11 protein-coding genes are annotated in these 14,808 nt (G+C 30.0%); 8 read left to right on the top strand and 3 right to left on the bottom strand.

Annotated elements, in window-relative coordinates; genetic code table 11:
* Positions 1 to 309 precede the first annotated feature (309 nt).
* Both Q0958_RS12615 and Q0958_RS12620 read right to left on the bottom strand, forming a co-directional pair.
* Entirely contained in the window at positions 310 to 3,027 is a 2,718-nt protein-coding gene (locus Q0958_RS12615) for a CHAT domain-containing protein (RefSeq protein WP_299124024.1), read from the bottom strand.
* Positions 2,990 to 3,469, bottom strand: a complete 480-nt coding sequence (locus tag Q0958_RS12620) for a hypothetical protein (protein WP_299123625.1) — start codon at positions 3,467 to 3,469, stop codon at positions 2,990 to 2,992. The genes Q0958_RS12615 and Q0958_RS12620 overlap by 38 nt, the downstream gene beginning before the upstream one ends.
* Before the next feature lie 106 nt (positions 3,470 to 3,575).
* Here Q0958_RS12620 and Q0958_RS12625 point away from each other — a divergent pair, with 106 nt between their 5' ends.
* Complete coding sequence (locus Q0958_RS12625; protein ID WP_299123629.1) at positions 3,576 to 4,133, top strand: sigma-70 family RNA polymerase sigma factor; 558 nt, start codon at positions 3,576 to 3,578, stop codon at positions 4,131 to 4,133.
* Positions 4,130 to 4,924: a hypothetical protein gene (locus Q0958_RS12630; protein WP_299123631.1), complete on the top strand. Its 795-nt coding sequence runs from the start codon at positions 4,130 to 4,132 to the stop codon at positions 4,922 to 4,924. The genes Q0958_RS12625 and Q0958_RS12630 overlap by 4 nt, the downstream gene beginning before the upstream one ends.
* A gap of 4 nt (positions 4,925 to 4,928) precedes the next feature.
* Here the strand turns inward: Q0958_RS12630 and uvrA are convergent, their stop codons facing one another.
* The gene (gene uvrA / locus Q0958_RS12635; protein WP_299123633.1) at positions 4,929 to 7,751 is read right to left on the bottom strand and encodes an excinuclease ABC subunit UvrA; all 2,823 of its coding nucleotides are present in this window, start codon (positions 7,749 to 7,751) and stop codon (positions 4,929 to 4,931) included.
* A 110-nt stretch (positions 7,752 to 7,861) separates the two neighbouring features.
* On the opposite strand from uvrA, the gene Q0958_RS12640 reads away from it, so the two are divergent.
* The 6 genes from Q0958_RS12640 (at position 7,862) to Q0958_RS12665 (ending at position 14,744) form a co-directional block, all read left to right on the top strand.
* The gene (locus tag Q0958_RS12640) at positions 7,862 to 8,089 is read left to right on the top strand and encodes a PspC domain-containing protein (RefSeq protein ID WP_272150231.1); all 228 of its coding nucleotides are present in this window, start codon (positions 7,862 to 7,864) and stop codon (positions 8,087 to 8,089) included.
* On the top strand, positions 8,086 to 9,090 hold the full coding sequence (locus Q0958_RS12645) for a potassium channel protein (protein WP_272150232.1): 1,005 nt from the start codon (positions 8,086 to 8,088) through the stop codon (positions 9,088 to 9,090). Before Q0958_RS12640 ends, Q0958_RS12645 begins: the two co-directional genes overlap by 4 nt.
* 158 nt (positions 9,091 to 9,248) lie before the next feature.
* Positions 9,249 to 10,847, top strand: coding sequence for an alanine/glycine:cation symporter family protein (locus tag Q0958_RS12650; RefSeq protein WP_272150233.1), 1,599 nt, complete (start codon positions 9,249 to 9,251; stop codon positions 10,845 to 10,847).
* 12 nt (positions 10,848 to 10,859) lie between these two features.
* Positions 10,860 to 11,771 carry a helix-hairpin-helix domain-containing protein gene (locus Q0958_RS12655; protein WP_299123642.1) on the top strand — a complete coding sequence of 304 codons (912 nt, stop codon included), beginning with the start codon at positions 10,860 to 10,862 and terminating at the stop codon, positions 11,769 to 11,771.
* Between the two features lie 17 nt (positions 11,772 to 11,788).
* Entirely contained in the window at positions 11,789 to 12,955 is a 1,167-nt protein-coding gene (locus tag Q0958_RS12660) for an acyl-CoA dehydrogenase family protein (protein ID WP_299124025.1), read from the top strand.
* 406 nt (positions 12,956 to 13,361) lie between these two features.
* On the top strand, positions 13,362 to 14,744 hold the full coding sequence (locus Q0958_RS12665; RefSeq protein WP_299123644.1) for an alpha-amylase: 1,383 nt from the start codon (positions 13,362 to 13,364) through the stop codon (positions 14,742 to 14,744).
* The last annotated feature ends 64 nt before the right edge of the window (positions 14,745 to 14,808 follow it).

Below are 14,808 nucleotides of genomic sequence, written 5' to 3' on the forward strand. Positions count from 1 at the left end.
TGTCAAAGGATATGCGATTTTTTCGTAATAATCTTTGTACTAAATTGATTAATGTGTCTTTCAAAAGTTATATTTTTATATGTTAAAGCAAAATTATATAGCCTGTAGTATCACTAAAAAAGATATGGTAGTCTTTTTTAGTAATCTTTAATTTTTTTGAACTAAAACGAAATTGAATTATTTAATTTAAGGTTTTGTTTTTCATAGCAATTTTTTTCAAATTTCTTTCATAGTAATATTCCCAATATATAACGATGTTTTTCTTTTCTTAAGTGTTATTTTCAATACTGTTCATCGTTTTTAAATTTGTTACCCCCTTTTTTTTAAAAAAAATAAAATTAATAGTAAAACTAAGATAGTAGGGACTATGTAGTAAAAATAATGATTGCTAAAAGTTTCAGTAGTATCGCCAATTAAAATAAATGAAGCCCAATAATAAGGAGACTTTTCAGATAAGGTATGTGTTTGTAAATAAGATCTTTTAGCATTATTTAATGCAAGAACTTTAGATTGTCCTTTGTTCAGGTTAGCGTAAAATTTTTCCATTAAGAAAGAGGTAGAAGAGTCATTAACATTCCAAAGAGACGAAATAACAGAGTTAGCTCCTGAATAAAAGAAGCCTCTAGCTAAACTTAGTACGCCTTCACCTTCTTTGATTTCTCCTAAACTAGTTTCGCAAGCACTTAAAACAACTAAGTCAGCATTATTTTTATAAGTATATAACTCATGTAATTGAATAGAATCCTTTCTAAAAAAAATACTAGGGTTATAAGATGATTTAGCATGGGTTGCTAGATGGATGATTTTTGATTTAGAAGAGGTTTTTAAGAAATGTTCTTTAGTGGCTTCTTCATCAAAAAAAGGTTCTCCTTTAAGTATTTTATTAATCTCTGTTAGTTCATTTTTAGAATATTTAAGAGGAGATAAATTATTGGTGAAAGTAACTGGAGCATAACCGGTAAAATTTATTTCTTGTTCTCTTTTAACTGAATTATTAAAATTTAAAAAAGATAAAGAATAAACATAACTAATATTATTTTTTTCAATAAGGTAGTTTAAATTTTCTTTGGAGGTGTTTAGTGCTTCAAAAGGTATGTTTTGAATAATCCCATCTGTAGTTATTATAAGATCTTTATGTGTAGTAAGTTTTTTTATTTCTTCTGTAGCAAATAATAGATTGTATAATTGATATGAGTAAGATTGGAATTTTTTAAAATCAGAGGCTTTTGTTAAAGGTTGAGAAATAAACTTCGTATAATTTTTTATAATATCAAGGTGTTGGTTGGTTAATAACGAGTTATGAGAAATAACAGTGTCTTTTGAAATTACTAATGCCGATATTTTTGTGTTGTCACTTGCGATATTATAGGATAATATAACGGAGTTTTTTGCTAAATTAACTTGAGCTTGTTTAAGAGTTATAAGCTCAATATTATTCCTGTTTTCAAAATATTCTGGAGAGGTAATAAGTAAAGAGTCTCTAAATTTATTATAGGAAAACTTTAAATCCAGTAGAGAATCATTTAACGTAGTGTTTTTAGATTTTAATACAGTTTCTAAAGCATAAATTTTTTTACGGAACTTAATATCTCTGTCTGAAACTTTTTTAGATAAAGATGCACTTTTATTATTACTTGTAATGTCTTGTGTTAAAATAAAAGCCCTATCACTTTCAATAAATTTGAAGATTGATTTTTTGTCGTTTAAAATTTCAGCAATTTCAATTCCCAAATCTAAAGTTTCAGCAACTTCTTTTCTCCAAAGAAATTTTGTGTTTGAAGCAAAGTGAGAATGTAAAATTGTATTTATTATTTTGTTAGATAAATGAATGTTGGTTATCCCTTTTTTTAGAAAATCAATATTCTTTGTTTGGTGATAGAAGTTTAAAAGAATTTTACTTTTTAGTTTAAGAGCACTGAATAATGACCTCTTATCTTGTGATAAAATTGTACTATATTGATTTGAATCATCAACCTCATTAAGACTATCAATTTTTAAATTATTAATAATTGATAGATTAATGTTTTTTAATGCTTTTTTATAGTTTCTTTTATTGTTATAATATCTAGCAATGTTTCTATAAACTTCAGCATAATTTATTTTATCAAATTGATCATAATTAATACTCTTTCTTAAATAAAAAAGACAGCTGTCAGCTTTTTTGTTTAGGTAAAGTTCACCAATATTTAGGTAAGTATAACTTAAAGAAAAAGAATCTTTTTCTTTAAGAGCATTAGTTAGATTTTGTTTATAATAAAAGTTGGCTTTTTTGAAATCGAATTGATGTTTTAAAGAGTATAAATTAGCAAGTCCATTATTAACAGCATAAACATACCGATTATGAATTTTTTTTTCAGAATTCTTAATTATACTGTCACCTTTATGTAAGTATTTTAAACCTAAATGAGTAGCATATTCATTATTCATTTTGTTACAGTTGTTTGAAAACCTTACATATTGAACAATTTTACTTACATCTAGATTGGTTTTCTCAATTATAGGAATACCTCGAGTATAATATTCAATAGATTTGAAAAAGTCACCTTTCCTAAAATAACATTCGCCTATTTGACAATAAGATTGAGCAATTTTGAGAGGGAAAATATTAGTTTGTATAGCCTTGTTATAATACTCAATAGCCTTATTATAATTTTCATTTTCATGATAAAACCGTCCCATATTATATAAGGCATTGGTGTATTCTTTTGTGAAAATATTTTCTTTAGTTAATATGTCTATTTCAATAGCTCCATATTTAATGGCTAAATCATATTTTTTTTTATTTCTATATAAGTAAAATGAAAAGTTATGGGCAACTTTAGCATATGTTTTAGGTTCAGAAATAGTATTTAATATACTATCAATCTTTTGTTCATTGAAATTGATTGTTTTAGCAAGAGAGACTATTTTTTTATAACTAAACTGAGCTCTAATCTTATGTGAAGATAGGATTAGAGCTAGAAATAATAAGGGTGATAAATATTTTAATTTAGAACCCACCACCAATTTGAAATTGACTAAATCCATCACAATCAACAAATATAGAAGCGGTATTTATACCACATTCATTAGCTTTCACTTCTAAATCAATAGAGCTAATAAATTGGGAGTTAAAAACACTACCTTCATTAGGGTCATTAACATTTGCTCCGTTGGTAGGACGTAAAATTATAACTCCAGAAAATCTAACTAACTCTGCATTTGGATTTGAACTACATTGTTCTAGTACAGTAACGCTTGATTTAAAATTACTAAGTTTATTAGCTAAACAATTTCTTCTATTTTTTTTTTCTGCTGCTGTTAAACCAAAAGGGTAAACTAATAAGGCAATTGAAGTTCCTGCTGTACTTTTAATATTTGTTTTTGTAACGTTACTTTTAGGTTTTTCGTGGTTATAAGTAGTAAAACTGAATATTAAAATACTTAAAGAGATTAAAATAATTAATTGTGTAAGTTTTTTACTTTTCATAATTTGTTATATTTTGTTTTCTTACCTCTCTGTTCCTAAGAACAAAAAATGTTACCCGTTTCAAATATAAAAGTTTATTTTAGCCTATCAATAATTATTTAAAATAATGGGAGACGTTTTTTTAAAAGCACTTGTTGATGGGGACTCTAAAAAAATAATTGTTATTTATCAAGAGAATTTTACTTCTGTAAAAAAGTTTGTGCTTCAAAATAAAGGAGGAGTTGCAGATGCTGAAGATATTTTTCAGAAAGCATTACTCCAAATTGCTGTTAGATATAAGAAAGAGAAATTTGAAATAAAATCTAGTTTTAATGCGTATTTGTATACCGTATGTAAAAATTTATGGCGTAGAGAGCTAAATAAACATAAAAATAAGGTAACAAATGATGAAGTTATTGAACTAGCAAGTGAAGAACGAGATAATTCATTAGCATACTTAGAATTGAAAAGGCAAGAGTTGTTTATAGAAAAGTTAAATATGATTTCGGAAAATTGTAGAAAAATATTATCTTATTTTTTTGCAAAAGTCCCTTATTCTGAAATAGTAGAGAGCACAGATTATAACTCTGAAACTGTAGTAAGGCAGCGAGTTTTTAAATGTAAAAAAAAGCTTACAGAGTTAATTAAAAATGATATTAGATATAATTCATTAATAGAATTATGAGTTTAGAGGAAGACATATTAGTAGAGAAGTACTTAAAAAATGAACTTTCTGATTCTGAAAGAAAAAGTTTTTTAGAAAGAATGTCTAGAGATTTGACTTTTAAAGAGAAAGTGGTTTTTGAAAAACAACTTTTTGAAACATTAAATGAAAACGATTGGAGTTTTTCTGAAAATGTAAATTTAGATGAATTTGAAGAGGTTGAGAGTATTTTTAGAAGTGATGAAATAAACAAGATTAAAGAGTCAATATCAATAGCTCATAATGAGTATAAGAAGCCTAGTAGAAATACAGTAAAGTTAGTTTATTTTGCGGCTGCCAGTATAGCGCTGCTTTTTGTGGGGTATAGCTTGTTTTTTACGGTTAAATCTACACCAAATGAGTTGTATACGGAGTATATTCAGCAAAATGAAATATATTCAACTGTAACCAGAGGAGAAGAAGAATCTGTTAAAAGGTTAGTAGAAGCTGAAGCTTATTTTAAAGGGAAAAAGTATACTGAAGCTTTACCTATTTTTATAAAAGAATTAGCAAGTAACAAAAATACCGCATCTATTTATTTATATACAGCTGTTTGTCAAATAGAAGTTCAAAAATTTCAAGAAGCAGAAGAAACTTTGAATAGTTTAATAAATGGTGATTTATTAGATGCTCAAAAAGGATATTGGTATAAAAGCTTGTTATTTATAAAAGCGAACCAATTAAATAAAGCTAAAAAAGAGTTGAAATTCATTATAGAAAACAACTATTTTAAACATAAAGAAGCGAAAGAATTATTAACTAAACTAGATTAACAATCTAGTTTAGTTCTTTCTTTAAAAACTTGGCGGTATAACTAGTTTTATGTTTTGCTACTTTTTCAGGAGAACCTGTGGTTAAAATTTGTCCACCACCTTTACCACCTTCCATACCAACATCAATAATATGATCGGCAAGTTTAATAACATCAAGGTTATGCTCAATAATTAAAACAGTATTTCCTTTGTCGGTTAATCGGTTTAATACATCCATTAAAACACGAATATCTTCAAAATGTAAACCAGTTGTTGGTTCGTCTAGAATATAGAAGGTATTACCTGTATCTCTTTTAGATAATTCAGTAGCTAGTTTTATACGTTGTGCTTCTCCACCAGAAAGTGTAGTAGATTGTTGTCCTAGTGTAATATAGCCTAAACCAACATCTTTAATAGTTTTTAATTTTCTGAATATTTTAGGAATGTGTTCGAAAAACTCAGTAGCTTCATTAATGGTCATCTCTAAAACATCAGAAATAGATTTTCCTTTATATCTAATTTCTAAAGTTTCTCTATTAAAACGTTTTCCTTGACAAGTTTCGCATTCTACATGAACATCTGGTAAAAAGTTCATTTCAATAACACGTACTCCACCACCTTGACAAGTTTCACAACGACCACCTTTTACATTAAAACTAAAGCGACCAGGTTTATAACCTCTAATTGAAGCTTCAGGAGTTTTTGCAAACAAACTTCTAATTTCTCCAAAAGTACCTGTATAAGTGGCGGGGTTAGACCTTGGGGTTCTTCCAATTGGTGATTGGTCAATATCAATAACTTTATCAATATGCTCTAAACCTTCAATCTTTTTATAAGGCATAGGTTTTTTTACACCACGATAAATATGAGCATTTAAAATAGGATAAAGGGTTTCGTTGATTAAGGTAGATTTTCCACTACCAGAAACACCTGTAACACAAATCATTTGTCCAAGAGGAAAAGTAACACTAACATTTTTTAAGTTATTACCCGTAGCTCCTGTAAGCTTGATAAAGTTCCCGTTTCCTTTTCTTCTTTCTTTAGGAACAGCGATTTCTTTTCTTTCAGTCAAATAATCTGCAGTTAAAGTACTATGAGATTTTAAATCGTCAAAAGTTCCTTCACTAACAATTTCACCTCCATGACGTCCGGCACCAGGGCCTATGTCTAATACGAAGTCGGCTTGTTCAATCATGTCTTTGTCGTGTTCTACAACTAAAACAGAATTTCCAACATCTCTTAATTTTATAAGAGATTGAATTAACTTTTCGTTATCTCGTTGATGTAACCCAATACTAGGTTCATCTAAAATATATAATACACCTACAAGTTGAGAACCAATTTGCGTTGCTAAACGAATACGTTGCGCTTCGCCACCAGATAATGATTTAGATGTTCTGTCAATGGTTAAATAATCAAGACCAACATCCAATAAAAACTGAACTCTAGTTCTAATTTCTTTTAAAATTTCTGATGCGATGGTTAGTTGTTTTTCTGTTAACTTATCTTCTATGGTAGAAAACCAATTCGCTAATTCAACAACATCCATTTGTGCTAAATCACTAATGCTTTTATCAGTAATTTTAAAGTGAAGGGCTTCTTTTTTTAATCGCTTACCTTCACAAGTTGAACATTTAACTTCGTCCATAAAGCCTTTAGCCCATCTTTTTATAGTTGAACTTTCAGCGTTTTTATATTGATTTTGGATAAAAGAAATAATCCCTTCAAAATCAATTTCATATTTTCTAGTAACCCCAGCAGCTTTAGATTTTATTTCAAATTTTTCCTTGCCACCATTTAAAATAATTTCCATGGCCTCTTTAGGAATTTTATTAATAGGGTCGCTTAATTTGAACTTATATCGTTCAGCAATACTTTGTAGTTGCTTAAAAATCCAACTATTTTTTTGTTCTCCTAAAGGAATAATTCCACCATTCTTTATTGAAATGCTAGCATCTGGAATTATTTTTAATTGATTGATTTCATTCGTAATTCCTAGTCCATTACAATGAGAACAAGCTCCTTTTGGTGAGTTAAAAGAAAATGTGTTTGGTTCTGGGTTTGGGTAAGCAATTCCAGATGTAGGACACATCAACTCTCTACTAAAATAACGAGGCTTTTCATCATCAACATCAATAACCATTAAAATATTATTACCAGTATATAATGCTGTTTTAATAGTTTCTTCAAGTCTTTTATCGGCAGAAGGATTAACAACTAATCGATCAATAACTACTTCAATATCGTGAGTTTTGTACCGATCTAGTTTCATTCCTTTTTCAATTTCTCTAATTTCACCATCAACGCGAACACGAACAAAACCTTGTTTAGAAATTTGTTCAAATAACTCACGATAATGTCCTTTTCTAGATTTAATTAAAGGAGCAAGAATAGCAATACGTTTATCGGCAAAATCTTTAAGAATCAGATCTTTTATTTGTTGGTCAGAATAACTCACCATTTTTTCTCCAGTATTGTAAGAATAGGCATCGGCAGCACGAGAGAAAAGTAAACGTAAAAAATCGTAAATTTCAGTAATAGTACCTACAGTAGAACGAGGACTTTTGTTAGTAGTTTTTTGTTCAATCGAAATAACAGGAGAAAGACCATCTATTTTATCTACATCAGGTCTTTCTAATCCGCCCAAGAATTGACGAGCATAAGCAGAAAAAGTTTCAATGTATCTACGTTGGCCTTCAGCATAAATAGTGTCAAATGCTAAAGAAGATTTACCACTACCACTCAAGCCAGTAATAACAACTAGCTTTTCACGTGGTATTTTTACGTCGATGTTTTTTAAGTTGTGAGCCCTAGCTCCGTATACCTCAATATATTCTTGTTCTTTCAAAGTGCCTATTTTTCAGAAAAAAGCAAAGTTACCAAAACCAAACTTATTTTAATACCGATGTTATTAACAAATCGCTGTAAATTGGTATCTTGCCATAAAAACGGATTAATATGAAATTAATTGACTCGGTACGTCATTTTTTTGAACGACATGGTTTTGCTGTATCTTCAAGGTTTGCAGATCGTTTAGGAATCAGAACGAGTAATGTACGTTTGTTTTTTATTTATATGTCTTTTGTAACAATAGGATTGTCTTTTGGAGTCTATTTAATTCTAGCATTTTTATTAAGATTAAAAGATATGATTTATACAAAAAGAACTTCGGTATTTGATTTATGATAAAAAGGGTATTTCGGTCAAGGTTATATAAAGCCATCTTTTTCTCAATACTAATTTTAGCAATTGGTGTAGTTGGGTATACTTTGTTGTTTAATTACTCTTTTATTGATGCTTTGTATATGACTGTAATAACCATAACTACCATTGGTTTTGGTGAAGTACATCCATTTGGAACAGGAGAAAAGGTTTTTACAATAGGATTAATATTATCGAGTCTTTTTATTTTCGGATATGCGGTATCGTCATTTTCAGAATATTTAATAAGTGGGCAATTTTTTCACCGTTTAAAAATAAAAAAAGTGCAAAAAAAAATAGAAAAATTACAAGGGCATACAATAGTTTGTGGTTTTGGAAGAAATGGAAAACAAGCAATTTCAAAACTAAATAGTTATAAGAAGGATTTTGTAGTAGTAGAGAAGGATGAGAGTATAATTAAATTACTTGATGAAAAAGGAGTCTTGAATATTGAAGGAGATGCAACTACAGATGAAACGCTAATACGAGCAGGAATTTTAAATGCTAGTAACTTAATTACGGCTTTGCCTTCGGATGCAGATAACTTATTTGTTGTGTTAACTGCAAATCAACTAAATAAAAATTGTAAAATAATAAGTAGAGCTTCTAAGGAAACCTCTTACAATAAACTTAAGATAGCTGGGGCAGATAATGTAATTATGCCAGATAAGTTAGGCGGAGCACATATGGCTTCTTTGGTAGTTACTCCAGATGTTATTGAGTTTGTAGACAGGCTAACAATAGAAGGAGATACTACAGCGAATTTAGAAGAAATAGCTATTGATAATTTACCTCATGAATATTTAGATAAGACTATTTTAGATTTAGATTTACGAAAAAAAACAGGTTGTACTGTGATAGGGTACAGGACTTTAGAGAAAGAATATATTATTAACCCAGAAGCTTCTGTAAGATTAACAGCAGGAGCAAATTTGATTGTATTAGGCCGTCCAGAACAAATTATAAAACTTAGAGAGTTGTTCTAGTAAATTGATATGAGTTTTCTTAAAAATAAATAAATAAAAACCGTTAAAATTTTAAATAAATCTTAAGTAAAAATTACATTTAACGATTAAAACTTGTTGAAAGTACATTTTTTTAAGATATTGCGGGCTACTAATTCAAAAAAACCAACACAAAAATCATGAATAAAAAACTTCTCACGTTACTACTAATGATAGTACCGATGTTAACATTTGCACAAGAAAAAGGTTTAGACCAACAAATTGATGAAGCGTTTCAACCAATTGCTGATACTTTTTTTAACGCTATTTTCTTTCAAGTTTTTGGAATTCCTTTTGTATTAATATTACTAGTAGGAAGTGCGTTATTTTTTACAATATATTTTAAATTTCCAAATATCCTTCACTTTAAAACAGCTATTAATGTTGTAAGAGGAAAATATGATGAAGTAGATCATGCAGTAGTAGAACCAGCTTATGGGGATGTTACTCCAGGTGGAGATTCAATTGAAACAATTAGAGATGAGAGTGAAGAAGGAGAGGTTTCGCATTTCCAAGCACTAGCAACAGCAGTTTCAGGTACAGTAGGAAACGGAAATATAGCAGGAGTTGCTTTAGCAATTGCTTTAGGAGGGCCTGGAGCTACATTTTGGATGATTGTTTGTGGATTATTAGGAATGTCTACAAAATTTGTAGAGTGTACTTTAGGAGTTCAATATAGAGATGTAGGTAGTGATGGTACTGTATATGGAGGACCAATGTACTATATAAGTAAAGGTTTAAAAGAGAGAGGTTTCGAAATGTTAGGAAAGGTAGCAGCTATATTTTTTGCTATTTTCTGTATTGGAGGTTCTTTTGGTGGTGGTAATGCAGCACAGTCAAATCAAGCTACAATTGTTTTAAAAGAATTATTAGGGTTAGAAAGTACTAGTGCTGGAGCTATCATTGGAGTAGTTTTAGCTGTTTTAGTAGGTATTATTATTATTGGAGGTATCAAAAGAATTGCTTCAGTAACAGAGAAGGTTGTACCTTTTATGGCAGTAATGTACTTAATAGCTTGTTTATATATTATATTAAGTAACTTTAGTTTTATCGATGATGCTTTTGGATTAATTTTTAAAGAAGCATTCAGTCCTACTGCAATGGGAGTAGGTACTATAATGGGAGTGTTATTAGTAGGATTCCAAAGAGCTGCATTTTCGAATGAGGCAGGAGCTGGTTCGGCTTCAATTGCACACTCTGCTGTAAAAACTAAGTATTCTGCTTCAGAAGGATTAGTAGCATTATTAGAGCCATTTATTGATACTGTTGTTATTTGTACTATGACAGCTTTAGTAATTATTATCTTTAACTTCGGAGGTGGAGATGGTGCTGTATTTCAATATGGAGGAAACGGTTCTGGAGCAGTATTAATTGATGGAGTAGCATATGAAGGAGCAGGAATTACATCAAAAGCTTTTGCTCAATATATACCTTATTCTAATGTGTTCTTAACAATAGCAGTAGTGTTATTTGCGGTTTCTACAATGATTTCTTGGTCTTACTATGGATTACAATCTTGGAAATTCTTATTTGGTAGAGGTAAGGCTGCAGATTTAACATATAAAGTATTGTTCTTAATTTTTGTAATTATTGGAGCAGCAGCAAGTATGGGATCTATCTGGAAATTCTCAGATGCAATGATTTTTGCGATGATTTTCCCTAATATGGTAGGATTATATTTCTTATTCCCAATTGTAAAAAAACAATTAAAACGTTATCTTGATGCGATAAAAAGCTAAAAAAGAAAAACGATGAAAAATATTAAATCCCATTTCTGGTATAACAAACGCCAAAGAAATGGGATTTTCTTTTTAATAATACTTATAGTTGTATTGCAAAGTATTTATTTGTTTGTAGACTTTTCTTCAAGCAATATAATTAACGATGATACAGAGGAGTTATTAGTTTTTAAAAATAAGATTGACAGCTTAAAAAGAGTAGCTATAGAAAAAAGAAAGTTTAAGTTATACCCTTTCAATCCAAATTACATTACCGATTACAAAGGATATCAGTTGGGAATGTCTATAGAAGAAATAGGTAGGTTACATGCTTATAGAGGTTTAAATAGGTATGTGAATTCAAAAAAAGAGTTCCAAAAAGTAACTGAGGTGTCCGATAGTCTGTTAAATAAGATAGCTCCATACTTTAAATTTCCAGATTGGGTTATTAATAGAAATAAACGGGGAAAAGAAAAGAAAGCTTTGTTTGTTAATAGAAGTAAGATAGAATCTAATATTATTGAAAATAAAGTGAAATTAGTTTCAACTAATGATATAAATAAAGCAACAAAAAAAGATTTTGAAACAGTAAATGGAGTTGGTGAGATTATTGCTGAACGTATTTTAAAATATAGAAAGAAAATACAAGGCTATACTTATAAAGAGCAATTGAATGAAGTTTGGGGGTTAGATAAAGAAATAATCAATGATATTTTATCAAAGTTTAAAATAGATAGAAAACCCACTATTGAAAAAATAAATGTAAATACGGCTACGTTTAAAGAAGTGCTTAAAAACCCATATATAGATTACGATTTATGTAAAAAGATTTTTGAATACAGAGATGAAGTAGCAGAATTACAAGATATATCAGAATTAAAAAATATAGATGGATTCCCAGTAGAGAAATACGAGAGAATAGTTTTATATTTGGAAGCAAAATAAACAAACAACAACAAAATATATACAGTATGTATTTTACTGAAGAACACGAGGCGTTTCGTCAAAGCTTTAAGGAGTTTTTACAAAAGGAGGTTTCTCCTTATATAGATAAATGGGAAAAAGAAGGAACAGTTGAACGTTTTATTTGGAAGAAATTCGGAGAAATGGGATACTTTGGTTTAAATCAACCAGAAGAATATGGAGGATTAAACCTTGATCTTTTTTATACCGTAATCTTTTTAGAAGAGCTGCAAAAAATAAACTCAGGAGGTTTTGCAGCAAATATGTGGGCGCATGCATATTTGGCAATGACACATTTAAATAAAGAGGGAGATGATAGAATTAAGAGAGAATATTTAACTCCAAGTATAGATGGAGAAAAAATAGGATGTTTATGTATATCAGAACCATTTGGAGGAAGTGATGTGGCAGGAATGAGAACTACAGCCATAAAAGATGGAGATACTTATGTAATAAATGGATCAAAAACGTTTATTACAAATGGGGTGTATTCAGATTACTTAGTTGTGGCTGCAAAAACAAATCCAGAAGATAAGCATAAAGGGATGAGTATTTTTGTTGTAGATAGAGATACACCAGGGATATCATCAACAAAATTAGATAAATTAGGATGGAGAGCATCAGATACAGCAGAAATAGCTTTTGATAATGTAGTGATACCAGCAGAAAATTTAATGGGAGAAGAAGGAAAAGGTTTTCCTTACATTATGCAGCACTTTGCTTTAGAACGTCTAGTAATGGGAGTTAATGCTCATGCAAGAGCAGAGTATGCTTTAGATTATGTAGTGCAGTATATGAGCGAAAGAGAAGCTTTTGGAAAAACATTAGATAAGTTCCAAGCATTACGTCATAAAGTTGCAGAGATGGCAAGTAGAATAGATATGTGTAAAGAATATAACTATTCAATTACAAAGAGGCTTAATGATGGTAATTATGTGGTAAAGGAAGCTAGTATGAGTAAATTATTATCGACTAAAATGGCTGACGAAGTAATTTATGATGCATTACAATTGTTAGGAGGTTACGGTTATATGGAAGAATATCCTTTAGCACGTTTGTTAAGAGATAGCCGATTAGGACCAATAGGAGGTGGTACCTCTGAAATCTTAAAAGAGATTATCGCAAAAATGGTAATCGATAAGAAAGAATATAAGCCAGCGACTTAAAACTGTTTTTAGATTGACTTTTTTGCGAAAATACTTTCGGTATCGCAAAAATGGTAATCGATAAGAAAGAATATAAACCAGCGACTTAACACTGTTTTTAGATTAGCTTTTTGCGAAAATACTTTCGGTATCGCAAAAATGATAATCGATAAGAAAGAGTATAAGCCAGCGACTTAATTGTTTTTTTATAGAGTCGATTGATTTTGAAAATATAGCCTTTGAAACGAAAAAGGTAAAAAATAATAACCACTCATTTATTGAGTGGTTTTTTATGGAATTAACTTTTTGAGAGGTAAAAAAATTAAAAGTCAATAAGTTTTCAACACGAAAACGATTTCGGAGCTATAACGATTTCGCGGTCTGAAATTCAATGTATAACTTGAAACCAAATTTAAAAATATATTAAATGAAAACTCTTCAAAAAAAGCATTGGTTTCTTGTGCCAATCATAACAGTTTTCTTAGGATGTTCAGGAGAATTATCAGAAGAATTAGATGTAAAATCACAAGAAAAAGAAATAATACAAGCATCAGCAAGACCAGGGTTAAAACCAATAGGTACTGGAGTAATGATGCAAGCATTTTATTGGGATGTACCAGCAGGAGGGAACTGGTGGAATACCGTTAAAGGTAAAGTACAAGACTGGAGTAATGCAGGAATGGATGCAATTTGGTTACCACCAGCAACAAAAGCGCAAAATGGGGCTTTGTCTATGGGATATGATCCATTTGATTATTTTGATTTTGGAAAGTATAATCAAATGGGAAGTGTTGAAACAAGGTTTGGTTCAGAAGATGAATTAAAGAGTTTGATTTCAACTGCACATGGGGCACAGTTAAGTGTAATAGCGGATATTGTTATTAATCATAACAGTGGAGGGCAAAGTGAACATAATCCAGTGAATAACCAAAGCTATTGGACAAAGTTTACACCGCTTTCAGGAAAATTTCATCGAACGTATAATGACTTTCATCCAAATCATAACCATACAAGTGATACAGGAGTATTTGGAGGTTTTCCAGATTTATGCCATCACCAAGTAAGGGTTCAAAATGAATTATGGAAAAACCCAGAGTCAGTTGCTAAATATTATAAGAATGTAATGGGATTTGATGGTTGGCGTTTTGATTATGTAAAAGGTTTTGAACCATGGGTTGTAAAAGATTGGAAAAATGAAGTAGGAGGATTTACAGTTGGAGAATATTGGGATGGAAATGCAGGTACTTTAGACTGGTGGTCAGGACAAGCAGAAGCAAGCGCATTCGATTTTGCATGTTATTATAGAATGAAAGATGCATTTGATGGTAATAACTTAAATAAGTTAAACGAAGATATGTTATGGAAGAGAAACGCTAGTAAAGCAGTAACATTTGTAACAAATCATGATACCAATGAAATTTATGGAGGTAAAATGTTAGCCTATGCATATATATTAACGCATGAAGGATATCCAACAATGTTTTATAGAGATTATGAAGAATGGTTAAATAAAGAAAGGTTAAATAATTTAATTTGGATACATAATAACTTAGCAGGTGGAAGTACTACAAACTTATATACTGACAATGATGAGTACATTGCAAGAAGAAATGGACACAATAATGCAGGTTTAGTAGTGTATATTAACAATGCAAATCATTGGCAAGAGCGTTGGATAGAAACCAATTGGTCAAATACTCGAATTAAAGATTATACTGGGCATTCTTCATGGGAGCCAGTAACACAAGGAGGAAAGTGGGTTAAAATACAAGTGCCACCAAAAAGTTACTCAGTTTGGGCTCCAAAATAAAATAATTTTTTTGCAGGTTAATTAAAAAATACTCAGTATCTTTGCAGTCCTAAAATAATAAATT

It is taken from the genome of uncultured Tenacibaculum sp. (assembly GCF_947499065.1).
GTDB lineage: Bacteria > Bacteroidota > Bacteroidia > Flavobacteriales > Flavobacteriaceae > Polaribacter.

Bases quoted from the DNA above. Each gene is read 5' to 3' on its own strand.
- Q0958_RS12615 (WP_299124024.1), bottom strand. From the start codon at position 3,027: ATGGATTTAGTCAATTTCAAATTGGTGGTGGGTTCTAAATTAAAATAT.
- Q0958_RS12620 (WP_299123625.1), bottom strand. From the start codon at position 3,469: ATGAAAAGTAAAAAACTTACACAATTAATTATTTTAATCTCTTTAAGT.
- Q0958_RS12665 (WP_299123644.1), top strand. From the start codon at position 13,362: ATGAAAACTCTTCAAAAAAAGCATTGGTTTCTTGTGCCAATCATAACA.
- Q0958_RS12655 (WP_299123642.1), top strand. From the start codon at position 10,860: ATGAAAAATATTAAATCCCATTTCTGGTATAACAAACGCCAAAGAAAT.
- Q0958_RS12625 (WP_299123629.1), top strand. From the start codon at position 3,576: ATGGGAGACGTTTTTTTAAAAGCACTTGTTGATGGGGACTCTAAAAAA.
- Q0958_RS12650 (WP_272150233.1), top strand. From the start codon at position 9,249: ATGAATAAAAAACTTCTCACGTTACTACTAATGATAGTACCGATGTTA.
- Q0958_RS12630 (WP_299123631.1), top strand. From the start codon at position 4,130: ATGAGTTTAGAGGAAGACATATTAGTAGAGAAGTACTTAAAAAATGAA.
- Q0958_RS12645 (WP_272150232.1), top strand. From the start codon at position 8,086: ATGATAAAAAGGGTATTTCGGTCAAGGTTATATAAAGCCATCTTTTTC.
- Q0958_RS12640 (WP_272150231.1), top strand. From the start codon at position 7,862: ATGAAATTAATTGACTCGGTACGTCATTTTTTTGAACGACATGGTTTT.